The 23,630-nt window shown below is 66.7% G+C and carries 16 protein-coding genes and 1 CRISPR repeat array; of the genes, 6 read left to right on the forward strand and 10 right to left on the reverse strand.

Features of this window, described 5'->3' with window-relative positions; translation table 11 throughout:
• The first annotated feature begins 64 nt into the window (after nt 1-64).
• A complete protein-coding gene (locus P9849_RS14335; protein WP_278267400.1) occupies nt 65-496 on the forward strand; it encodes a MepB family protein in 432 nt (143 codons plus the stop codon).
• A 53-nt stretch (nt 497-549) separates the two neighbouring features.
• On the opposite strand, the gene P9849_RS14340 is transcribed toward P9849_RS14335, so the two are convergent.
• On the reverse strand, nt 550-891 hold the full coding sequence (locus P9849_RS14340) for a hypothetical protein (RefSeq protein WP_278267401.1): 342 nt from the start codon (nt 889-891) through the stop codon (nt 550-552).
• A gap of 433 nt (nt 892-1,324) precedes the next feature.
• Here P9849_RS14340 and P9849_RS14345 point away from each other — a divergent pair, with 433 nt between their 5' ends.
• From P9849_RS14345 to P9849_RS14355, 3 genes are all read left to right on the forward strand, one after another.
• Nucleotides 1,325-2,581: a hypothetical protein gene (locus P9849_RS14345; RefSeq protein ID WP_278267402.1), complete on the forward strand. Its 1,257-nt coding sequence runs from the start codon at nt 1,325-1,327 to the stop codon at nt 2,579-2,581.
• Nucleotides 2,582-2,670: 89 nt separating this feature from the next.
• On the forward strand, nt 2,671-7,353 hold the full coding sequence (locus P9849_RS14350) for a hypothetical protein (protein ID WP_278267403.1): 4,683 nt from the start codon (nt 2,671-2,673) through the stop codon (nt 7,351-7,353).
• Between the two features lie 319 nt (nt 7,354-7,672).
• Complete coding sequence (locus P9849_RS14355; protein WP_278267404.1) at nt 7,673-8,392, forward strand: AAA family ATPase; 720 nt, start codon at nt 7,673-7,675, stop codon at nt 8,390-8,392.
• 107 nt (nt 8,393-8,499) lie between these two features.
• On the opposite strand, the gene P9849_RS14360 is transcribed toward P9849_RS14355, so the two are convergent.
• Nucleotides 8,500-8,985, reverse strand: a complete 486-nt coding sequence (locus P9849_RS14360) for an SRPBCC domain-containing protein (protein ID WP_144629351.1) — start codon at nt 8,983-8,985, stop codon at nt 8,500-8,502.
• A gap of 18 nt (nt 8,986-9,003) precedes the next feature.
• On the reverse strand, nt 9,004-9,375 hold the full coding sequence (locus P9849_RS14365; RefSeq protein ID WP_066216415.1) for a metalloregulator ArsR/SmtB family transcription factor: 372 nt from the start codon (nt 9,373-9,375) through the stop codon (nt 9,004-9,006).
• Nucleotides 9,376-9,616: 241 nt separating this feature from the next.
• On the opposite strand from P9849_RS14365, the gene ggt reads away from it, so the two are divergent.
• Entirely contained in the window at nt 9,617-11,446 is a 1,830-nt protein-coding gene (gene ggt / locus P9849_RS14370) for a gamma-glutamyltransferase (protein WP_278267405.1), read from the forward strand.
• A gap of 100 nt (nt 11,447-11,546) precedes the next feature.
• Here the strand turns inward: ggt and P9849_RS14375 are convergent, their stop codons facing one another.
• Nucleotides 11,547-12,470 carry a hypothetical protein gene (locus tag P9849_RS14375; RefSeq protein WP_278267406.1) on the reverse strand — a complete coding sequence of 308 codons (924 nt, stop codon included), beginning with the start codon at nt 12,468-12,470 and terminating at the stop codon, nt 11,547-11,549.
• A gap of 151 nt (nt 12,471-12,621) precedes the next feature.
• Between P9849_RS14375 and P9849_RS14380 the strand changes: the two genes are divergently transcribed.
• Nucleotides 12,622-13,017 carry a VOC family protein gene (locus tag P9849_RS14380; protein ID WP_278267407.1) on the forward strand — a complete coding sequence of 132 codons (396 nt, stop codon included), beginning with the start codon at nt 12,622-12,624 and terminating at the stop codon, nt 13,015-13,017.
• A gap of 312 nt (nt 13,018-13,329) precedes the next feature.
• Nucleotides 13,330-15,371: a CRISPR direct-repeat array (repeat unit 29 nt; unit sequence GGGCTCATCCCCGCCTGTGCGGGGAGCAC).
• 221 nt (nt 15,372-15,592) lie between these two features.
• On the opposite strand, the gene cas6e is transcribed toward P9849_RS14380, so the two are convergent.
• Genes cas6e through cas3 form a run of 6 tightly spaced genes read right to left on the reverse strand, consistent with a single transcriptional unit; the run spans nt 15,593 to nt 23,313 of the window.
• On the reverse strand, nt 15,593-16,276 hold the full coding sequence (gene cas6e, locus P9849_RS14385) for a type I-E CRISPR-associated protein Cas6/Cse3/CasE (RefSeq protein ID WP_278267408.1): 684 nt from the start codon (nt 16,274-16,276) through the stop codon (nt 15,593-15,595).
• Nucleotides 16,277-16,978, reverse strand: coding sequence for a type I-E CRISPR-associated protein Cas5/CasD (gene cas5e / locus P9849_RS14390; protein WP_278267409.1), 702 nt, complete (start codon nt 16,976-16,978; stop codon nt 16,277-16,279).
• The gene (gene cas7e / locus P9849_RS14395; RefSeq protein WP_278267410.1) at nt 16,978-18,105 is read right to left on the reverse strand and encodes a type I-E CRISPR-associated protein Cas7/Cse4/CasC; all 1,128 of its coding nucleotides are present in this window, start codon (nt 18,103-18,105) and stop codon (nt 16,978-16,980) included. The genes cas5e and cas7e overlap by 1 nt, the downstream gene beginning before the upstream one ends.
• On the reverse strand, nt 18,102-18,725 hold the full coding sequence (gene casB, locus P9849_RS14400) for a type I-E CRISPR-associated protein Cse2/CasB (RefSeq protein ID WP_278267411.1): 624 nt from the start codon (nt 18,723-18,725) through the stop codon (nt 18,102-18,104). Before casB ends, cas7e begins: the two co-directional genes overlap by 4 nt.
• Complete coding sequence (gene casA / locus P9849_RS14405; protein WP_278267412.1) at nt 18,722-20,416, reverse strand: type I-E CRISPR-associated protein Cse1/CasA; 1,695 nt, start codon at nt 20,414-20,416, stop codon at nt 18,722-18,724. Before casA ends, casB begins: the two co-directional genes overlap by 4 nt.
• Entirely contained in the window at nt 20,413-23,313 is a 2,901-nt protein-coding gene (gene cas3 / locus P9849_RS14410; RefSeq protein ID WP_278267413.1) for a CRISPR-associated helicase Cas3', read from the reverse strand. The genes casA and cas3 overlap by 4 nt, the downstream gene beginning before the upstream one ends.
• Between the last annotated feature and the right edge of the window lie 317 nt (nt 23,314-23,630).

Genomic DNA, 23,630 nt, shown 5'->3' on the forward strand with positions numbered 1-23,630 from the left:
GGGCCGTATGTGGACAAGGTATTCCCGGATGAGGAGCCCCGCCGTCGTGCGGTAGCGTTGCCGGATGCTGTTCAGCGCACTGGAGGAATACGCGGCCGTCCTGGGGGAATCGTTCACGGTGACCCCCGAAGCGCAGAACAGCGACTACGAATCCGGCGTCGCCCAGCTCAGGGGAGCGTCCTGGCATGTCCGGACCGCACGGATCACACCCACCAAGCCGGGCGCGTTCCTGGCCTTCTGGCGCCGCGACGACGACGGCGCCACGGCCCCGTTCGGCCGCCAGGACGTCGGCGCAGGTTTGCTCGTGTTCGTGGAGGAGGAAGGACGCCGCGGCGTCTTCCGATTCACGGACGCACATCTCGAGGACCTCGGCATCACCGCCGGGGCCCGTCCGGGCAAACGTGGTTTCAGGGTGTACCCGTCGTGGTGCGAAGGACTCAACCCGCAGGCCGCGAAGTCCCAGCGCGCACAGGCGCCGGCCTTCCAGGAATACTGATGTTCACGAACGAATGAACTCCGGGAGCGCTGAGCCCGGCTCGCCGCACGGGGTCACTTCTCGGCCTTCCGCCGCATCATGCCGGGAAGATACAGGACGTCTGTGAGCAGAGCCGTCGCGCACAGCGTCAGGAACGGGATGGCCGTCATGTTGAGGAAGAAGACGGTGCTTCCGAGCAGCCCGCCCGGGACAGCCTCGTAGACCGCCTTCATGTTGGCGAGCATCAGGTACCCGAGCGCCAGGATGACCGCGCGGATCACCATTCGGACCCACGCGCGTCCCACGCTCTGGATCCTCGGGGTGATCCAGAGTCCGAGGAGGGCTCCGGCGACGATCGCCAGGAGGAAAGGAGGGAAGTCCGTCGCCTTCTCCATCGCCATCCAGGGGGTCGCCACCAAATAGCACAACAGTGCTACCAAAGGGAGGACGTGGCGCCTGAGGGCCTGGGAAATCACGGCTCAACGCTAGCAAAGGAGCCCGGTTTCGCGCGGCTCCCCGCATAAAGAATGGACAAAACCCTCGCGTGCACTGCGGTATTTAACCGCTGCGGAACAAAATCAACAATCCGGTCGCATAGCTCGCGGCTCAGGGATTCGAAGTGTGAACCTACTGCTTCACAAATCCCCTCGCGCCTCATGACAGGCGGCCCAATCGAAACCAAGCTCTCACCTCGGAAAACTCTCACGATGCGGAATGCTGAAAAGTTTAAGTCCCGTTAACTGCAATCTTCTTGACATGCTTGTCACGCATTTGTGTAATTGGTAGCAGTAGCTGTGGTTTGGGGACCATCCCTGAGTTCCACACCTGGTGTGACCGAGGGGAGGGAACATGCCATCCAGGAAAGGCTCGCAGTCGCGGGCCCTCCGCCTGTTGCGCTATGCGGCTCTGGCCGCAGGCACCGGCGCGGGATGGCTCCTCCTGTCCGCGGCACCCGCCTCCGCCGCCACCGACGACGGATCCTCGCAGGGTCTCCTCGGCTCCGTGACCAGCTCGGTCAGCTCGACGGTGGGCGGCCTTTCCCACGATCTCGGCTCGGCGACCCGGACATCCGCTCACGCGGCCCCCGCTCGGAAGGCGCCCCCCGTGCACACCGCCCCGGCGCCGCAGACTTCTCGGACCGCACCCGCACCGGCAGCGCTCCCGGCCACCCTCAGCTCGACGGTCTCCGGACTGAGCGGGACCGTCACCCGGACTCTCAACACCACCACGGGCAGCGTCGCCTCCACCACCTCGACCGTCACGTCGACCGTCCGGTCCGTGACCGCCGTCGTTCCTCAGGTTCAGAAGGCCGCAGCCGACACCGTGGCCTCCACCACCAAGACCGTGTCCACGGAGATCACCTCCGTGACCGGCGTGGTGAACCGGGCCGTGAAGTCCACCGTCCCGGCGTTCGCGCCCACGGTGACCGCCGTGACCGGCGTCGTCGACAAGACGGTCGCCTCCGCCGGTGACGCGGTGAGCGGCACCGTCAAGGAGCTGCCGGTCGCACAGATCACCGCACCGATCGCGTCGGTGACCACCGACGTCGAGAAGGCCGTCAAGGACACCACCGGACAGGTCGGCGGCATCGTCGGTTCGGTGACCGGTCCCGGCGGTCTCGTCCCCTCGCTTCCCGGGGCTGTGCTCCCGGTCCCCGGCGTCACCCCCACGGTCCCCGTGACGACTCCGGCCGCTCCTGGCACTCCGGCCCTGCCGGCCCCCGCCCGCACCGTCCCGGCCGCCGGCCAGGCGACTGCGACGGTAGGCTCCGCGGCGACCACCACGACGACGGCGGCCGGCACCCTCCGCTGGACTCCGGCGGATGCGGCCCTGACCGACGTCGTGAAGGCTGCCGACGCCGGCAAGGCCTCCGTGCCGACGGCCACCGCACAGGAGCCGAAGCGCCCCTCCCACACTCCGGAACCGCTGAACATCACCAGCGGCCTGAGCTCCTCTTCTTCGTCGCAGGCGGGCGGCGGCGCCGTCGCCGCCCTGCCTGCGGACGGTTTCGTTCTTCTCCCCCACCAGGCCGGCGACGCCGGTGCCCGCACCGCAGGCACCCCGCCCGCCTCCGCGGCTTTCAGCCCCGGCTCCACTCCTGACTGATCACGGGAAGCGTCTGCGCCAGACCGGCAGACACCTCATCCGAGCGCTTCGCGGCGCTTCCCGCATCATCATCATTCAGGAGAAATACAGTGAACAGGCATGCACGCCGGGTACTTCTCGGCACCTTCTTCGCCTGCGGCTTGTACGGCATAGGCCAGACCGCAGCAACAGCAGCCCCCTCCAACGACACCACCCCTCCGGCGGCCGACCCTCAGGTGGCCACCGCCAAACCGTCCCTCTTCGGAGCGGTCTCCGGCCTCACCCGCCAGGTGACCGGAACCGCCACGGCGACCGTCAACCAGACCGTCGGAGCCCTCACCGGCGCGACGTCGACGGCGGCCAAGGCACCCGCCCCGGCACCCGCGACCGATGTGGTCCGGAAGGTCGCCGCGAAGGCGATCCCGGCCGCGCCGGCTCCGAGCGTCCCGGCGCCGCACGTCCAGGCGCCCGAGGCGATCACCCCGCAGAACGTCGTGAAGCGAGTGGCCCCGGCCAGCCGTCCGATCGCTCAGGTCATCACGCCGGCGCCGGGCAACGGCCGCCACGTGGCGGAGCCGACGACGGCGAACGGTCAGGCGAACGCCTCGGCCGGGAACGCCACCGCCGGAGCTCAGACCTCGACGCGGGTCCACGCCCCGAGCGCTCACACCCCGACCACTCACGTGCCTTCCAACCACGTGCCGTCCACGCACGTGCCGAGCGGCTCCGGTCAGGGGTCCGGGAGCACGGCTCCTTGCGGCTGCCCTGACGGTACGCACTCCACCACCGGGAAGCTGCTCGGCGGGGTCGTCGACCCCGTGGCGACCCCCGTGGAGAACGTGCTCGGCGGGCTCATCGGCAAGGTTCCGGGACACGGAAACGGCAAGCCGCCGGTGGACGTGCCGGGCCTCCCGGTTCCGCCGCTGGACGGCTCCGGTGAACTGCCGGGCCTGCCGGGTCTGCCGATTCCGGGCGGGACCGGTCCGCTTCCGGGTGGTCCGGGTTTTCCCGGTATCCCTGGTCTTCCGGGTCTGCCTGGCCTGCCTGGTGGTAACCCCGGAACCCCGGGCACTCCCGGAACTGGTGGAGTCATCCCCGGCGGGAACAACGGCACCCCCAAGGGCGTGGAAATCCCCGTCCCCGGCATCGGCACCGTCCGCGCCGGAACCACCCCCAACGGCGGAGTCAGCGTCGGCAAAAACCTCAACGTCGCCGGCGTCAAAGACCTCTGGGACCTCACCGTAGGACCCAACGGAGCCTCCACCACCGACCGCATCGGCACCGACACCACCAACGTCTTCGTCGACGCAGCCGCCCCCCTCAAAGACGGCAAACCCCACCTAAACATCGAACTCCCCGGACTCACCGGCGGAACCATCCCCGGAACCCCGGGAACCCCCGGCGGAACCATCCCCGGCCTCCCGGGTCTCCCAGGTCTGCCTGGTGGTAACCCCGGCACTCCGGGAACCCCCGGCGGAACCATCCCCGCCCTGCCCGGCCTTCCGGGCCTGCCTGGTCTCCCGGGCGGCAACCCGGGTACCCCGGGAACCCCCGGCGGAACCATCCCCGGCCTGCCCGGCCTTCCGGGCCTGCCTGGTCTCCCGGGCGGCAACCCGGGTACCCCGGGAACCCCCGGCACTCCGGGCACTCCGGGCACTGGTGGAGTCATCCCCGGCGGGAACAACGGCACCCCCAAGGGTGTGGAAATCCCCGTCCCCGGCATCGGCACCGTCCGCGCCGGAACCACCCCCAACGGCGGAGTCAGCGTCGGCAAAAACCTCAACGTCGCCGGCGTCAAAGACCTCTGGGACCTCACCGTAGGACCCAACGGAGCCTCCACCACCGACCGCATCGGCACCGACACCACCAACGTCTTCGTCGACGCAGCCGCCCCCCTCAAAGACGGCAAACCCCACCTGAACATCGAACTCCCCGGACTCACCGGCGGAACCATCCCCGGAACCCCGGGTCTCCCGGGTCTCCCGGGTCTGCCTGGTGGTAACCCCGGCACTCCGGGCACGAACCCGGGCGGTCTGCTGGGGAGCCTGCCGAACGTCATCGGCGGACTCATCCCCGGCAGCGACGGCACGATCCCGGGTCTGCCTGGTGGTAACCCCGGAACCCCGGGCACTCCCGGAACTGGTGGAGTCATCCCCGGCGGGAACAACGGCACCCCCAAGGGTGTGGAAATCCCCGTCCCCGGCATCGGCACCGTCCGCGCCGGAACCACCCCCAACGGCGGAGTCAGCGTCGGCAAAAACCTCAACGTCGCCGGCGTCAAAGACCTCTGGGACCTCACCGTAGGACCCAACGGAGCCTCCACCACCGACCGCATCGGCACCGACACCACCAACGTCTTCGTCGACGCAGCCGCCCCCCTCAAAGACGGCAAACCCCACCTGAACATCGAACTCCCCGGACTCACCGGCGGAACCATCCCCGGAACCCCGGGTCTCCCGGGTCTCCCGGGTCTGCCTGGTGGTAACCCCGGCACTCCGGGAACCCCCGGCGGAACCATCCCCGGCCTGCCCGGCCTCCCGGGCGGCAACCCGGGAACTCCCGGCGGTAACCCCGGCGACATCCTGGGCAGCCTGCCCGACCTGATCGGCGGACTCATCCCCGGCAGCGACGGCACCACGCCTGGTCTTCCTGGCCTGCCTGGTGGTAACCCCGGAACCCCGGGAACTCCCGGCGGTAACCCCGGCGACATCCTGGGCAGCCTGCCCGACCTGATCGGCGGACTCATCCCCGGCAGCGACGGCACCACGCCCGGTCTCCCTGGCCTGCCCGGTGGCAACCCCGGCACTCCGGGAACCCCCGGCGGAACCATCCCCGGCCTGCCCGGCCTTCCGGGTCTCCCGGGAACGGGTGGAACCGTCCCTGGCCTGCCTGGTCTTCCGGGTCTTCCTGGCCTGCCTGGTGGTAACCCCGGAACCCCGGGCACTCCCGGCACTCCGGGCACTGGTGGGGTCATCCCCGGCGGGAACAACGGCACCCCCAAGGGTGTGGAGATCCCCGTCCCCGGCATCGGCACCGTCCGCGCCGGAACCACCCCCAACGGCGGAGTCAGCGTCGGCAAAAACCTCAACGTCGCCGGCGTCAAAGACCTCTGGGACCTCACCGTAGGACCCAACGGAGCCTCCACCACCGACCGCATCGGCACCGACACCACCAACGTCTTCGTCGACGCAGCCGCCCCCCTCAAAGACGGCAAACCCCACCTGAACATCGAACTCCCCGGACTCACCGGCGGAACCATCCCCGGAACCCCGGGAACCCCGGGAACCCCCGGTGGAACCATCCCCGGCCTCCCGGGTCTCCCAGGTCTGCCTGGTGGTAACCCCGGCACTCCGGGAACCCCCGGCGGAACCATCCCCGGCCTTCCGGGCCTGCCTGGTCTCCCGGGCGGCAACCCGGGTGCCCCGGGAACCCCCGACGGAACCATCCCCGGCCTGCCGAGCATCCCGGGCCTTCCGGGCCTGCCTGGCGGTAACCCCGGAACCCCGGGCACGAACCCGGGCGGTCTGCTGGGGAGCCTGCCGAACGTCATCGGCGGACTCATCCCTGGCGGCACCGGCACGATCCCGGGCCTGCCTGGCGGTAACCCCGGAACCCCCGGTGGCACCATCCCCGGCCTGCCGAACCTTCCAGGAGTTCCAGGTTTGCCTGGGACTGGCCCAGCCGACCTTCCGGGTGGACTTTTCAATGACATCCCGAACTTGGTCACTGTCATTCCGGGCGAACTTCTGAATGGAGTTCTCGGCGACGGCGGAACCGGCACCATCCCCGGCCTGCCGAGCATCCCGGGCCTCCCGGGTGGCAATGGCGGAACCGGCACCATCCCCGGCCTGCCCACCATCCCGGGTCTCCCGGGTGGCAATGGCGGAACCGGCACCATCCCCGGCCTGCCGAGCATCCCGGGCCTCCCGGGTGGCAATGACGGAACCGGCACCATCCCGGGCCTGCCCACCATCCCCGGCCTGCCGGGTGGTAACGGCGGAACCGGCACCATCCCCGACCTGCCCACCATCCCCGGCCTCCCGGGCGGTAACGGTGGAACGGGCACCATCCCCGGCCTGCCCACCATCCCCGGCCTCCCGGGTGGCAACGGTGGAACGGGCACCATCCCGGGCCTGCCCACCATCCCGGGCCTCCCGGGTGGTAACGGTGGAACGGGCACCATCCCGGGCCTGCCCACCATCCCGGGCCTCCCGGGCGGTAACGGTGGAACGGGCACCATCCCGGGCCTGCCCACCATCCCCGGCCTCCCGGGTGGTAACGGCGGAACCGGCACCATCCCGGGTCTCCCGGGTGGCAATGGCGGAACCGGCACCATCCCCGGCCTGCCCACCATCCCGGGCCTCCCGGGTGGTAACGGCGGAACCGGCACCACGCCCGGTGGCTCGAACCCCGGGACTCCCGGCACCCCCGGAACGGGAGCCGGCACCCCCGGAACGGGAGCCGGCACCCCCGGAACGGGAGCCGGCACTCCCGGCACCGGGTCTGGCTCGGGTACCGGCACCGGATCGAACTCCGGCAGCGGAACCGTTCCGGTCTCCGTTCCCGGTGTCTTCGTCCCCGGCTCCACTCCGGGTGACGGAGCAGGTTCCTGGGTTGATCCGGCCACGGCCGGCTTCGATCCCTACTCCCTGACCGGGTCTTCTGCGGACATCGCCGGCGATCCTTCCAAGGAACTGGCCCGCACGGGCGCCATCCCGGCGGAGGCCACCCTGGTGGTGGGTCTGCTGATGATGGTCGGAGGATTCCTCCTCATGCCGAGGCGTCGCGGCTGACCCTGGAGCATCCGGTTCCTGAACCGGTCCGGCCGGGTGGGCGATGATCATCGCTCACCCGGCCGGGCTCCGCCGGTCCTCCCGGGCCGGACGACGCACAGCACGAACCCTCATCCCCTCACACTCCCCCCACTCCGCACCCCGTGAAGCACCCGCGACCGTCCGGGAACGGCCCCACCGTTCCCGGACGGTTGTCCCTTGCCTCTCTGTGCCTGCCTCGCTGTGCCCGGCGGCCGTCGTCGTGCGGCGCAGGTTTATCGCACAAGCGGGCTACATCCCCGCGCCACTTCTTGTCGTATCCCTCGGATAGCCTGCTGTCATGACATGGGCCGAGTATCCGATCCGGCGCGTGGAACCGGACGATCACCGGCCGGCGCCGCGCGGCGAATGGCCTGCCACGCTGCCGCCAGTCGCGCAGCTGCTCGACGAAGGGCTGGACCTCGGCCCGGCCACGGTGTTCGTCGGGGACAACGGCACCGGAAAGTCCACCCTCGTGGAAGCCATCGCCCTCGCCTTCGGCTTCTCCCCGGAAGGCGGCTCCACCGGCGCGATGCACTCGACGCGCGTGTCCGAGTCACCCCTCCACGAGCACCTCCGCCTCGTCCGCAATGCCGGCGCCTCCCGACGCGGGTACTTCCTGCGAGCGGAAGCAATGCACGGCTTCTTCACGTACCTCGAACGGAATCCCAGGATCCCGCCCGAGGCCGCCTTCCACGAGCTGTCGCACGGCGAGTCATTCCTGGAACTGGCGGTCGACCGCTTCCGCGGCGCCGGCCTCTGGATCCTCGACGAACCCGAATCCGCACTCTCCCTCTCCGGCTGCCTGGCACTCATGGGCATCCTCAAAGACCTGCTCGACCGCGGCGATTCCCAGGTCATCCTCTCGACCCACTCCCCGCTCCTCGCCGCCCTCCCAGGAGCCACCATCTACGAAGTCGGAGCCTGGGGCCTCCGCGCCGAACCCTGGGACGACCTCGACCTCGTCAAGAACTGGCGCAACTTCCTGAACGAACCCGAGCGCTACCTCCGCCACCTCTGATCGCCCACCGACCCACAGAGCAGAAGAACGACGACGGCGCGCGGCCGCCGCCCTGCCCGGGCACCTGGCCGCACACCGCCGTCGTCGTGCGTGCGTCTGCGGGAGCTTTACTCCGCGAGGATTGCGTCAATCTGTCCCAGCGCCTCCTTCATGCCTTCCTCCATGCCCATCTCCACGAGCTCCTGGAGCTGTTCGACGGTGTCGTTGTGGGATTCGATGGTCATCCGGGTGCGCCCGCCGAGATCCTCGAGCGTGATCCGCATGGTGCCGGAGGGCGTGTTCGGGTCCGGGTCGCCGTTCGTGTCGGCGAAACCGTCCTCGATCTCCAGACCGGTGGGACGGGAGATCGAGAGGAACTTCCACCAGCCGTGGGCCTTCTCGCCCTCCGGACCGGTCATGTGATACCTGGCCTGGCCGCCGGGAGCGAACTCGAAAGCGGTGAACGTGGCGGGCCAGGTCGGCGGGCCCCACCAGCGCTCGAGCTGGCGCGGGTCCTCCCAGAGCTGCCAGACGCGGTCCACGCCGGCGTCGAACTCATTGACGATGGTGAGGGTCAGGGCCTCGTAATCCTTGACCGAGCTGATGACTGTCATGTCGTTGCCTTCCTGTGCCTACCGAGTGTCCTGCGAGGTGGAGTCGTGCGGTGTTTCAGCGAGGATCCGGTCCATCCGGAGGGAGCGTTCGCGCCAGATCTCCTCGTAGCGGTCCAGCACCCTGCGGGCCAGAGCCAGTCGTTCGTGATCGGCGCTCACCATCTGCTCCCTCCCCCGCTTGTCCTTGCGGACCAGGCCGGCACGTTCCAGGACGGCGACGTGCTTCTGAACCGCGGCGAAACTCATGGCGTAGAGGGCGGCGAGGCCGGACACGGAGCGTTCCGCCAGGGACACCTGCGTGAGAATGTCGCGTCGGGTGGCGTCGGCGAGCGCCTGGAAGAGTCGATCGAGCTCTTCCGGCTCGGGGGTTCGGAGCTGTTCTACAACCATTTGGTTGTACGTTATCGCTCGGGGGAGGTCGCGTCAAGGGTTCTGCGCCCTTCTTCGCGACCTGCGCCTCAATGGGGGCGCAGAAAGCGATTCCGGGCGCGAAACCGGCCACACCAACCGGCTGCCCGCCACCCACCCCCACGCGCCCCGCGTCACGAACAACCCACCCATTGCCCAGCCCCCACCCCGGCAGTAGCGTGACAGAACCGTCAAGTTGCATGACTCGATCAGGAGGATTCACGTGAACCGGTTACCCAGAAGAGCCGCGGCCGGCCTCTCCGCCGTGGCCCTGGCACTCACCGCCGGGGCGGCGTCGCTGCCCGCGGCCCACGCCGACCCCCGGCACACCGAGAAGACGCCGACGGCCACGGGTTACGGCGGGGCCGTCAGCACCGTCGATCCCGAGGCCTCCGCCGCCGCCATCGAAGTGCTGCGCAAGGGCGGCACCGCGGCGGACGCCGCCGTCGCGGCCGCGGCGACGCTCGGCGTGACCGAGCCCTACAGCGCCGGAATCGGAGGCGGCGGCTACTTCGTCTACTACGACGCGAAGTCCCGCACCGTCAGCTCCATCGACGGCCGGGAGACCGCGCCGGCCGGCATCACGCACGACGCGTTCATCAACCCCGCCACGGGCCAGCCGTACCCCTTCACTCCGGAACTGGTCACGAGCGGCGTCGCCGTCGGCGTGCCTGGAACGCCTGCCACCTGGGCCCGGGCACTCCAGCGCTGGGGCAAGCTCAGCCTGGGCGAGGCCCTGAAGCCCGCCATCCGGGTGGCCGACCGCGGCTTCGTCGTCGACGACACGTTCCGTCAGCAGACCCTCGACAACAAGGCCCGCTTCGCCGCCTTCACCTCCACCAGCAAGCTGTACCTGCCGGGCGGGGACGCTCCGGCGGTGGGCACGGTGTTCCGCAACCACGATCTCGCCGCCACGTACCGGCTGCTCTCCAAGGGCGGCGTCGACGCCTTCTACCGGGGCCCGCTGGCCCGCGAGATCGCGCAGACCGTGCAGGCTCCCCCGAAGACGCCGGACACCACGCTGCCGGTGCCGGTCGGGTCCATGACCGCGGCCGATCTGGCGAAGTACAAGGTCGCGGACCAGGGCAGCACCCACGTCACGTACCGAGGCCTGGACGTCTACGGCATGGCGCCGTCCAGCAGCGGCGGCACCACGGTGGGCGAGGCACTGAACATCCTGAAGACCTCCGAACTGTCCGGGATGAGCCCCACCCAGGCTCTCCACCACTACATCGAAGCGAGCTCCCTGGCTTTCGCGGACCGCGGGAAGTATGTGGGCGATCCGGCCTTCGTGAACGTCCCGACGGCGGCCCTGACCGATCCGCTGTTCGGCAAGGAGCGCGCGTGCCTGATCGATCCGGCGAAGGCGCTGCCGAAGCCGCTCGCGCCGGGGGATGTCACGAACTACGACGGCGTCTGCCCGGCCTCCACGGCGAAGCCGGCCGAGGAGCGCGACACCGAGAACATCTCCACCACGAACCTGACGGTGTCGGACCGCTGGGGCAACGTCGCGGAGTACACCCTGACGATCGAGCAGACAGGCGGGTCGGGCATGGTCGTGCCGGGGCGCGGGTTCCTCCTGAACAACGAGCTCACCGACTTCTCGACCGTCTGGAGCGCCGCCGACCCCAACCGGATCGAGCCCGGCAAGCGCCCGCGGTCCTCAATGTCCCCGACCATCATCCTGCGCGACGGCAAGCCCTTCCTGGCCCTCGGTTCGCCCGGCGGCTCGACCATCATCACCACCGTGCTGCAGACCATCCTGAACCGGGTGGATCTGGGGATGAACGTCTCGGACGCGATCGCGGCTCCTCGGGTGTCCCCGCGGAACGGTGCGACGGTGGTGGCTGAGCCGGCGTTCATCGAGAAGTACGGCGCCGGGCTGAGCGCGCTCGGCCACCAGCTGGTCGCCTCCGGAGACTCCTTCACCTCGGCCTCCGAGATCGGGGCGGCCACGGCGATCGAGTTCCGGCCGGACGGCAGCACGGTCGCGGCGGCCGAGCCGGTCCGGCGCGGCGGGGGCTCGGCGATGGTCGTGTCCGGCAGGCGCTGAGCCGGCCACACGCGAAAGGCCGACGACGGCGGAACCGGGGTTCCGCCGTCGTCGGCCTTCTCTGTGTCAGGAGCGTCCCTCTGTCAGCGCACGGGCCCGCTCACCAGGCGAAGACGCGGGTGGTGCTGGGCAGGACCGGCATGCTGCTGGCTCCGCCGCGGATGTCGGCGTCATTGGCGGTGAGGCCGGTGGGGTCGTAGTAGGAGGCGACGTGATGGGCACTCAGCCCGATGACCACCTGGCCCGTGCCACAGCTGCGGGCCGAGATGGTGGTGAAGTTCTGCCAGCCGCTCGCCGACGCCGGACGGACCGTGCGGGACGTCCACTGGGTGGGGGTCGCGCCCGGGATCAGGTACTCCCGGAGTTCTCCGGTGGAGAGGGTCGCCAGGAGGACGGCGGTCGGCTTGCCGTTGACCGTGGTGGACGGTGCGGCGCCGATCGCGTTGATGGCCGTCCCGCCGCCGAAGACCTTGACCGGCGCCCCGATGGTCTTGCCGGAGAAGTTGACGGCGTAGCGGTAGAGGTCGCCCGCCGCGGTCAACCGGTACAGGTAATCCTGGCCGGGGGTGTTCGCGACGGCCGACGGGAGGTAGGCCGTGGTGAGGGACTTCTGGAACCAACCGCTGCTCATGCTGGTCACCGCGCCGTCGACGTAGCGCTTCCACGTGCCGTTCGCCTGCTTCTCCGAGCGGGAGCGGTAGAACTTCGCGGTGCCGTCCGCGGCGGTGCCGAAATAGCTCTCCTGGAAGGTGGTCGCATCACCCGCTGCGCCGGTCTGGCGGAGGTAGGTCGCGTCGAAGGGCACCGGCGCGGAAGCGTTCTGCTCCCAGGTGAGCTTCGAATTGCTGAGACTGACGACGCCGACACTCCGGTCCGCGTTCACCGTCTGCATGCCGGTGTAGCAGTCGGCCGGGGTCGGCGTCGGGGTGGGGTACTGGGTGGCCGCCTGGGCCGGGGTGGCGGTGGTGGTGAAAGCCAGCGCCGCGACGGCGAGGCCGCCCAGGAGTCTGCCGGTGAGTTTCATGGGGGTTCCTTAGGTATCAGCGAACAATCGGGTTAATCCAATCGATGTATGACCATTCGAAGTGTAACCCTGTTGGCCCTTCCCAGGGGAGGGCTCCGCAGGGTTGTCCGAAGGTCTGGGCAAGCGCGCGGATCCCTGCTTGACTGGGCCCATGGCGCATCCACTGGTGTACATCCACTTTCCCGGCACGGCGCGGCAGGCGCTCGAGTTCTACCAGGGCATCTTCGGCGGCGAGCTGAGCCTGAACACGTTCGCCCAGTTCGGGCGCGACGACGGCCCGGCCGACGCCGTCGCTCACGGCATGCTGATGGGCACCGTGGAGCTGGCCGGGGCGGATGCCGCGGGAGAGGACCGCCCGTTCCAGGCTGAAGGACTGATGCTCTCCCTGCTGGGCACCGCGCCCGGCGAGACGCTGCGCACCTGGTTCGACCAGCTCGCCGACGGCGGCGACGTTGTCGACCCGCTACAGGTCCGCCCGTGGGGCGCGACCGACGGGCAGGTCGTGGACCGGTTCGGGGTGCGGTGGCTGGTGGGGTTTGAGGACTGAGGTTTCTCGATACGGCCCAGTTCACCTCGGCTCCCTGGGAAGCTGCGGATGGAAGGGAAACGCACATCATCGGAGTGCGAGCGTTGTCAGGACGACGGTGGATGATCTGACGATTCCACGGATATCCAAGGAACCGAAGAAGCCGTCGGCAACCTGTTTACACCATTACCAGACATCGGCTAGGACCGCGCGGAGCTCATTCCCGCAGGCACGGAGAACACAGCGACGGATCGTGAAGTTCTCCCGTGCTGCCGGGCTCATCACCGGGTGCGGGGAGCACATACAGCAAGACGGATTGACCCACGCTAAGACTGGCTCATCCCCGCAAGCGCGGGAAGCACACATCGACGATGAGCTGCAGGAGCGCCAGTCGGGACTCATCCCCGCCTGTGCGGGGAGCACTCGACCATGTACCCGAACGGGTCCGACGCCGCCGGCTCATCCCCGCCTGTGCGGGGAGCACATCGGGAACCTCACCGCCGACCCGGAGCTGCGGGGCTCATCCCCGCCTGTGCGGGGAGCACGGATGATGGACCTGGGCGTAATGCAGAACGCAGGGCTCATCCCCGCCTGTGCGGGGAGCACGTGGGATTGATCGGGATATCCGTGGCCGTGGCGGGCTCATCCCCGCCTATGCGGGGAGCACTCTTCACCTGGTGCCGGACTTGAACCATGGCCGGGCTCATCCCCGCCTGTGCGGGGAGCACCCGGAGACATCGGCCTGCATGAGCTTGGCGTCGGGCTCATCCCCGCCTGCGCGGGGAGCACTCTTCACCTGGTGCCGGACTTGAACCATGGCCGGGCTCATCCCCGCCTGTGCGGGGAGCACCCGGAGACATCGGCCTGCATGAGCTTGGCGTCGGGCTCATCCCCGCCTGCGCGGGGAGCACGCTGCTGCGGGTCTGGTCGAGGACGCCGACAAGGGCTCATCCCCGCCTGTGCGGGGAGCACGTCAGGTGCGCGGCGCCCGTGGGGCCGTGGCGGGGCTCATCCCCGCCTGTGCGGGGAGCACTCCAGGACCTGGGCCGGGGCGGTCCCGGTGATGGGCTCATCCCCGCCTGTGCGGGGAACACCCCCTTCGGCGCGCAATCACGACACCCGAACAGGGCTCATCCCCGCCTGTGCGGGGAGCACCGGTACGCGAACAACAACGGCGACTACTTCCAGGGCTCATCCCCGCCTGTGCGGGGAGCACAAATCCACCCTCTCCGTCGAAGGAATCACGACGGGCTCATCCCCGCCTGTGCGGGGAGCACGCCAGCTCTTCGTTGGTGGCGGCGATCTTCTTGGGCTCATCCCCGCCTGTGCGGGGAGCACGTCAGCATGCGGCGACTCCGGGTGGTGGACCTGGGCTCATCCCCGCCTGTGCGGGGAGCACCTATCGGCTGTGGCACTGTACGCTCCTCTGACGGGCTCATCCCCGCCTGTGCGGGGAGCACCTGATCACGAAGGGCACCACGAACCTCCCGTGGGGCTCATCCCCGCCTGTGCGGGGAGCACACCCCGCAACCCCACGCGCCGCCCGTCGCGATGGGCTCATCCCCGCCTGTGCGGGGAGCACGCTCGCTCTCACAACGAGGGCGGGCCACACGTGGGCTCATCCCCGCCTGTGCGGGGAGCACACGACGCTGGCCGGAACCACAGGCTTGGGCGCGGGCTCATCCCCGCCTGTGCGGGGAGCACACGGCGGCGAAGAGGACGAGCCTCTGGTCATCGGGCTCATCCCCGCCTGCGCGGGGAGCACTCATGCCGCAACCCTTAACCAATGGGTTCCGGGGGCTCATCCCCGCCTGTGCGGGGAGCACATCCAGGGTCTCATGCCGCTGGTCACCACGGTGGGCTCATCCCCGCCCGCGCGGGGAGCACCCGGTGTAGTCGCCGGAGCCGAGCAGCTGGACGGGCTCATCCCCGTCTGTGCGGGGAGCACGCGCTGTATTCCTCCCCGTTGCCGCATTCGCGGGGCTCATCCCCGCCTGTGCGGGGAGCACACCGGGCAAGTCATCACCTGGTCTCAGTTCACGGGCTCATCCCCGCCTGTGCGGGGAGCACGGACACGCCCGGCAGGGACAGTTCGCCTACCTGGGGCTCATCCCCGCCTGTGCGGGGAGCACATTCGGGTCGCCCTGCAAATCCTGTGGCTGCCGGGCTCATCCCCGCGTACGCGGGGAACACGCGAAGCGGTCCTTCACGGATTCCGGCATGCATGGCTCATCCCCGCATGCGCGGGGAACACAAGCCCCTGGGGATCCCACTCGGCGAGCCGTGGGGCTCATCCCCGCGTACGCGGGGAACACAGGTCCACGACGTTCCCGAAGTCGTAGCGGATGGGCTCATCCCCAGTGCGAGGGGAACACGAGACCAGTGGCGCGATCATCCAGGTCGCCGCCGGCCCATCCCTGCGCGCGGGGGAACAGAACACCCTAAGGGCGCGCCTGCATCGACCGGAGGCCAGGGCTCATCCCCGCCTGCGCAGGGAGCAAGTGAACGATGCACCTCTCCACATAGACGAATGAGATTCGGTCCTTCGACCGGACGAGTTCAGGGAGGTCCGGCGGCCTCGGCCCCGATGAAGCACTCATGAGGGCCTGCCGTCCGCACTGGCAATCGTCATCAGACCACAGCCGTAAGCCTTCCCCCGTCCGACGCCTTGCACCAAGGTCTCGCGGAATCTGCCCACATCGGTCACGCGCAAGAGGCCATCAAACTGCACACGGACCAGGGTCACCGCAGACTCACGTCCTTCCTGATTGGGGTCCCTCCTTCCAAAGGAGTCCTTAGTCCTGGAACTCACCTCGAGTACGGGACCTGCATCCCCCGACATCTCAACGTGGAACCCTCGCCGTTCCGCTCGGTCCAGCAACCACTGCATCTGCTGTTTCGGCGTGACATGGGCGAATCGCTTGCCTTTGGTCGCCGGATCCATCGACTGCTTCGTCGGGTTGGCGTGGAGTCTGAAGGACCAGAGCTGTCCTTCCTCAAGCCTCCGAAGCAAGGGTTCGTATTCTCTGGTCGCCCAGGTGTTCGTAGCCCACCCCGCCTGTTCGTTGAGAGCCGACATGTCGGGTTCAGCGGGGCTCACAACGTAGAGCGAAACACGGTGTTCCGCACGATCCACGCGCCAGAGCACCCTGGGATTCTCCTGCCCCAGAGGGGGCGGCGGAAATGATGACAACACTGCTGCGTGCATGGCCTGTGGATTACCCAGGAGAAACCGTGCGCCCCTTCGCGCGGTATTGATTTCGAACTTCGTCAGAAACATTCAGGAACCTCCCAATTCGGCCATCGGGTCATGCGACTGTTCCTTACCAAAGGGATTGGGCACCTCATGAGGCTTCGGCCTCACCACCGTCCTCCAGGTGTAGCTCCGGTTTTCCGGTGAGAAGTCCAGCGGAACATCCCGTACGGTCTCCCCTGCCTCTCCTGGTTCCAGGGCATCCCTGAAGATCTCCAGGCTGACCGTCCGAGCAGCCTGCTTCTTCTGATGCCAAACGGCGGCCTGCCACGGTTCCATCCGAAGGGCCGTGTCCAAGGAAACACCTTCCACTCCCAACGAGATCCTTCCCGCCGGAACACAAGATCGTCGGCCCAGGTAGAGAGGGTACACAGGGTCCAGAACCGAGTCGTTCAACCCCTCGATGACAGCGTCCGGCCCCTCCACCACAGCCAGAAAGACCGCATCGGACAGATAGTAGCGATACGAGAGGGGCATGGATTCCCGTCCGTCAAGGCTGCGCGCCACCTGGAAATCACGCAATAGACGGCCCGGTTGGTCGACCCGGACACCGAATTTCAGCCCCACAAGGTCTTCAACAGGTTCAGATCTCCGACGGCCTTGGGCAGCCGCCAGCAGACCAAGGACTCCGCTCTTGGTCGGTTCCTCTCGCGTATGCCGGTTGACGAAACGGCTGCTGCCACCCCAGGCTTGGAGCGGACCGGCGAGCCGCAGCTTGAGAACCGCCACTATTCGCCCCTGACGTACGCGGGAAGTTCACTCTCCAGCGCTTCGATGAGGTCGGGGAAACTGACCCCACGGCCCAGCTGCGACAATGCTTCAACCGCACTGGTGGGCGCCACCACGAATGTGGTGGTAGCAGCACCGCCAAAACCGGCGTCGAGCTCCGCCGAATACCGTGCCAGCCGCTCCGCCGCGACTCTCAAGCGCCCCTTGCCGTCCTCAGCAGTGACGGCCTCTTCAAATGCACCCACCAGATTGACAGGCATCCGTTCCCGCAAGGTCACGACCACTCCATCAGGCAAGGTCTTGTTAGCAAAAGTATTCTGCTTCCCCGTCGGCATGGACTCCACGAACGAGCGGACAAAACTCACGGCCGCTTCAACTGTGGCACCTGGGTCTCCCAGATTCTTCAGCAGGCCTCCCAGGTTGAGGGTCGCGTACCTGTAAAGGGTGGAGGAATTGAACTCCACGGTGCCGATCATGCCGGCCCCAGGCTCACCGTCTCCGCTCTCATCGTCCACGGCGGTGAAGTAGTCGAACTCAGACTCCACTGCATGAACGCTGATGGCATGAGCCACTTGCACACTTGCGTCGACGTTGAGGTCCGTGCTGTTGGCGATCATCCGTCCGAAAAGCGAGACATCCACGCTCTGGTCGGATTGAAGCACGGCCTTGACCAGCTTCTTGTCGAGATCCGCGCCGTTCTTCTCCGCCTCAAGCGCCACCTCGGCCAGCCGCCTGGCTTGGATGTTGCTGACGAACAAAAGATATTCCGTCCGCGCAGGCTTTGCCGTTGCGGTCTCATCTTTTGCCTTGGGCACCTCTACTTTGAAGCCACCCGCTTGAACAGCAGCAATGGCCAACTCCGCCGCGCGGTCACTCAGCTCAGGCGAGATCTCCTGAATGTGTTTCGCCACCATGTCCACCAGGCGCTTGGTCCGGGTACCAAGCCGGCTGGAGTCGAGATAGTCGGAAAAGTCCTTGCGGATCGCTCTCTTCCAAGCCTGGCTGGACACCCTGGCTCGTCGGACACCACCGTACATCGCGGTTTTCGGCGACCCCGTGTCGTCGCGGTTGACGTTGCTCGGAGGAACCGTGTGGAGTGCATGGACGTCAAGGTAGAAGTTCTTCATGATGCTGTTCCTTCACGAGAGTCGGAGTTCTGTGGGTCGGGCGTATCCCGGGTTCCGCCGAACGCATAGTCCCTGCCCCACCGGAGCCTGACACTGTTCGCCGCCACCGGATTCTGCAAGAGGCGGAGATCCTCCGCGAAGCGTCCGTAGTCCAGAGCAATGTCGGCTGCCCTCAATTGCTGAATCAAACCTCTGGAATGGTGCTGTAATTCGTTGAACGTCGTGGACGTCATCAAAGCGTCGAAGCGGCGTTTCACCGCCGCCGAGGCCCCCTCGGCACCTTCGGGCGTTCCCAGCCGTCGCACCGCTCGGCCAAGAGATGGACCCGTCTGGTGCATGGGCATGCTCTTCGACTGCTGGTGGACCGCGTACAACGTCATGGCCGCATAGGCCGCCCTTTCTCCGGGACTGGCAGCATCGCCTTGGCCGGCGAGCTCCGTTGGAAGTCCTTCCACCGCCTCATGCCACACCCAGGGATCAGAACCGGGCTCCGTCGCCACGGCCCTTCGAAGCCTGGCGAGTGTCCCGGCGACGAGCGGCCGGTGTCCTTCCAGATAGATCCGTTGAATTTTCCGGATTCTAGCGTCAATATTCTGGGCCAACCCAGGTCTTTCAGTCATCGCCTTGCTCCTTTCGTCGTCGTGCTTCCAGAGTTCTCGCGAGAGGCCCGTTCTGCCCTTCCCTCGATCTCCGTCTGAAGAGGCAGGTACTTCCGGAGGCTCCGATGCAGCCAGGTTTCCGCAGTGGCCGCGGAGACGAAATCGGAACCGATCGTTCGTCCTATCAGCGCCGCGTCCCCGGCCATGGACAGCATTTCCGCTGCGTAGGAGCCGAAGATCTTCCGGGCGATGGAATTCCAGCCACCTTCCGCGATCTCTGAGTCCTCACCGCCGGTGAGTCCCGTAACCCACCTTCTATAGGGTTCGTTCAGTGCAAAGAAGATGAGCTGCCGTGCCTTGTCACGCGGTGGCTCCGTGTCTCCACCCGCCGCTTTGCTCAGTTCGCCCGCGAAGCGGCCGAACGCCCATGCCGCTTGCTCAGTGTTGAATGCTGCGTTCGTGACTGCTTGCGCCACAGCAGCAGAATGTCGCGAAAGCAGTCGCAGATGAATCGCCAAGGCATCATCCAGTACCTCCGTGTACACAGAGCTCTGAGTGCCGTAGACCGCACCCACCAGCCGCGCCGTGACAATCCTCCCGGTGCCGATGGAATCCAGCTCACTCAGTCGTGAAACCCAAGTGACGATGGGCGGAACCCTGAGTTCGAGAATGCCGTCAGCGTTGGTCCGAGCACGCTCATTTTGCATGAGGAGGGAACCCACTCCACCCCAGATCATCCGCTCCGGATCGTGTTCCCGGGGCATGTAGACCGCGCCCGCCTTGAATTTGGCGGTCTGGGGCTTACTGAACCGCTGGGCCGTCATCGGATCCGCGTCCATGTTCTGCGGAGGCAAAGGATCACCATTGCAGACCAGAACGTTCCGGACCATTCCTGCTTCCGGAAATAGCCTGATCCGTCGGGACTGCCACGTGAAGACGTCGACGGGTCCCGTGGGCCTCGGAGCCCCCTCGGGCCGCTCCTCAACGGCCGCATTCAGAGGAGCACGTTCCCAGGGCGGAAGATCACTACCCGATCCCGGCGCGGCCACCAGGGAAAGGTCAAGATTCAGATGCAGGGTTTCCGAGAGGTTCGCTCCCTCGAAATAAACCCCGCCAGTCGCTCCGGTCCATCCCGTTCCGATGGGATAGCCCTTTCCGCCTTTCACTCTCGGGTCCCCCACCGCGCCGGATTTGATCCCCGACGGGTCATAGGCATGCGTGTGAATAAGCCAGCGAGCTGCCTCGGCATAGGACAGCGCATCGAGACCGTGGCCGGCACGCGTCGTGAAATACTGATGGCCGCTGGGCACATCCGCTATCAACCGGCTCACCCCGTCAACCTTGCCGCTCTGTGTGTGCAGGCCGGCCACCTGCATGAACGGCCTGGCTGAGTCGAACAGTTCGAAGGACGACTCGGATTCCTCTAGATAGCTCAGAGCGGAAGCCGCAAGTTTGGCCTGGTCTTCCCAAAGGTCTTTCCAGGTCTCCACCGCATTGCTCGCATCGATCTGCGGCATGCTGCTGTACACGATGGCCAGGAGAACACGAAGCACCGCATAGTCCTGAGTAGGCAGCTCGCCTGCCAGACATCGAACTGAAACGCTCTGGCTGAAGACCTCTGCCAGAGAAAGCTCCTTGACCGTTCCGTCCACCATGAGGCAACTCACCCAGGGATCGCGCACCAGATTGAACTGAGAACTCACCTTGGTCATTCGGTTTCTTCTTTCTCTTCATACAGCCCGATGCGCGGGTCGTAGCGTAGCCTCGTCCCATCCAGTTCCGCTGTCATCGCCTCATCCAGGAAAAGCACCAGTTGCCCCTTGAGCCAGGATGATTTCTGCCACGCAGCGATCCCCAGAGACTCCAGTTCGTTCAAGACCTTGTCTATCCGACGCGGCCGACAAAAATTCGGGGGCAATCTGACCGTGCACGTGCTGAGCGCCCTGGCGGTCCTGTCCTCGGGTGGGCTGTCTGTCGGAATCACCATGCCTCCAAAGCGCGCAAGGTGAGGAACAAAGGTGACTTCAGAGGTTTTGCAGGCCAAGATCACCTCAAGAGACTCGTCCGTGTCCCTGACTTTGGCGAGTCCTACCGCTTCCTGGACACCGTCGGCGGCGTTCCCTGCGTTGCGATCCAGTAGATCCGTGACCAATCCTTCGGGAAACTCAGCAGCACCTTTCAGGAGAAATACCCCCGCTTCATCGAATTTCCTCGCGAGGACATCTGAACGTTCCTTCTCAGCTTCGTCAAAGGCCTCGCCCCACGCTTCCGGCACGGAAAACCCGTCCGCATACGTCTGCTGAACCAGGGAGCTGATATCCGCAGGCAACTCAAGTGGTGTTCCGCCCGCAAACCTGCTTTCCAGCGTTGCGTAGGACCTCATCAGCATCGCCCGCCCATAGATCGCCACTGAACCCGCCTCGAAAACCGGAGGGGATGACGTCCAGTCGAGAACTCCTCTGACCAGGCACGATGGGGCCAGGAGGTGTTTCGGGCGGGGCAGAGCGACGGTCTGCCTGCGATGCAGTCGTCCAATACGTTGAAGGAGCAGATCCGTTGGCGCGATGTCCGTGATCATCAGGTCGAAGTCGACGTCCAGCGACTGTTCAAGCACTTGCGTGCCGACAACGACCAGACGTTCGGGACGGACCTTGCCTGCTGCAGCCACCACGTCATCACGGCCTAGAACAGAACGTATCTGCTCCTCCAGCCGCATCCGGTCCGGCGCCATGAAGCGCGAATGGACCAGCATCAGTTCCTCGTCTGCGAACATTCCGGAGAGGTTCTTGAACACCCCCTGTGCCCGCTGAACGGTGTTGCAGATGATCGCCACGCAGCCGCCATCACGCTTCACAGGCTCCAGGGCGGCCAGCAACTCGGACGGGTCATCGCCAAGTGGCTTCAACGTGACAGGCTGGGAGCCTTCCCTGGCCGCCGGGAACAAGAGCCGGGGGCCTCCCGGAGCGCTGCTCACCAGCAGCGGATATCCGGGGTTCCCATCAAGAGGGGACGACGACGGTGGACCGGGCCGTCGCCGTCGTGGCCTCGCGTTCCAGTCTGGAGACTGGGCCGCTGCCCTGTTCGTGATCCGGCCCGATTCATAGGACTCCACCAGCTGTCTGCGCGTTGCCGCCGGCAGCGTCGCCGAGAGGAGGATGACGGGGACTCCGTAGGACGCGAGCCAGGCCAGCACCTGATTCAGGTAGCGGTTCATGAAGGCGTCATAGGCGTGTACCTCATCAATGATCGCCACCTTCCCGGCCAGGGCCAGGTGGCGCAGCACAACATGCTTGCTCTGCAACGCCGCGAACAGCACCTGATCGACAGTGGCCACCACAAAGCTCGCCAAGAGCCCCTTCTTCCGGCCGAAGAGCCACTGGTGGGCTATCGCGGCGTGGACCTGGCCTTCCGACGTGCCGGATTCCTCACCGAAGACTCCATGGATTCGTTCCCCGGAACCACTCGCCACCGTGCTCTCCCGGAAGAACTTCCTGAACTTCTCATTGAGCAGAGACTTGGAATGTGCCAGGTAGATGCTGCGCTTGTGCAAACTTGGCCTGGCGTCCGGGAGCTTGCTCACCCAGGACGGAAAGCGGGTGAACATGGCATCACTCGTTGCTTGGGTGGGCAGAGCGAAGACCACACCGCCGAGTCCCCACTTTGCGGCGAAAACCTCGGCCGCGGCCAGTGCAGCTTCGGTCTTCCCCACTCCCATCGGGGCCTCGATGATCAGAACTCCCGGTACCTCCATCGCGAATGCGGCTTCAATGGCTTTCCTCTGCATCTCCGTGGGCCGGGCGCCCTGAGGCAGGTCGAAACGCCCAGCGAAAAGCCTTTCCGGATCTTCCGGAGGCACCGGCGCCGCCCACGGCGGAGCCAGATCCAGTTGCTCCCACGCTTTACTCAGCCGTTCCCCCGTCGCGGAGTGGTCACCGTAGGGGAAAAAGTCCACATTGCTGGCAATCCAGTCAGCCAGGATGACGACGGAGGTCAGCAGCAGTTGCGCTTGCGGCGCAAGTTTCTGTGCCTTCCACGAAGGAAAGTAGGAGTCGGCCCCCGTTAACGAGGCGCACGCCGCCATCAGCTCATTCTGGACCTCGTGCCAGGCCGGTGCGAGGGCCTCCGTCGCTTCCCGGGCCACTCGGATGCCTACCGCAGAAGGGGGAACGCCGTGGTGTCCCCCGGCAATCGTGGAGTAACTGGCGGCAGTAATCGCGTCGAACCCCTGGACTTCCCTCAGCCAACGGTTGATGATCGTATAGCTCAGAACGGAGTGCGGCAGTTTCTCCTGTGGGGTCAGCGTCCACGGCGAATCAAGTCCGTAGCTACGCATCCCATCAGCCAGGCTGGGGACTTGGTAGGAGAACTTCTCGTGTGCTTTCCCGGCATCGTGCGTCGCAGCGAGCCATGTCAGAAGAGTCCTCGCCTCCTGCGGGTCGGATGCCCCGCAGCTTTCCTGGATCCGGACCTTGACCGCCACAGCGAGCCACTCGTCCCAGAGCTTCCCGGCGACGGCGGCCGAATCCTGCATGTGCCGCCACAAGGACATCGAGTCCCCAGTATCGCGGTCCGATTTGGCCCACACCGAATGAGCCGCGGGTGAAATCATGAGATCCCCTTCTCACTACTGGCCTCCACGTCGAAGCCAGATTGCTGCAATGTACCAAGACGGTGCGGCCGCCTTCGGAAGGCGAGTCGGACGGTCATCCGTGTCGCTCCAGCTGGTCTCCCTGACAACCACTCCCCGCCCAGTAGGCTAAAAAACTTCCCGCATCTTCGGGAATGAACCTTTGGGCGTCTCAGACTCCGAGGCGCTCCCCCTAGTTTGAACTGGGGGTCTTTCGGATAGTTGAACTTAGGTGTTTTTGACTTACAAGATCCTTCTGGATCGATGAGTCGGCCATACCGCGCCCAACACTCTGAAGC

Source organism: Arthrobacter sp. Y-9 (genome assembly GCF_029690065.1).
Taxonomy (GTDB): Bacteria; Actinomycetota; Actinomycetes; order Actinomycetales; family Micrococcaceae; genus Arthrobacter_E.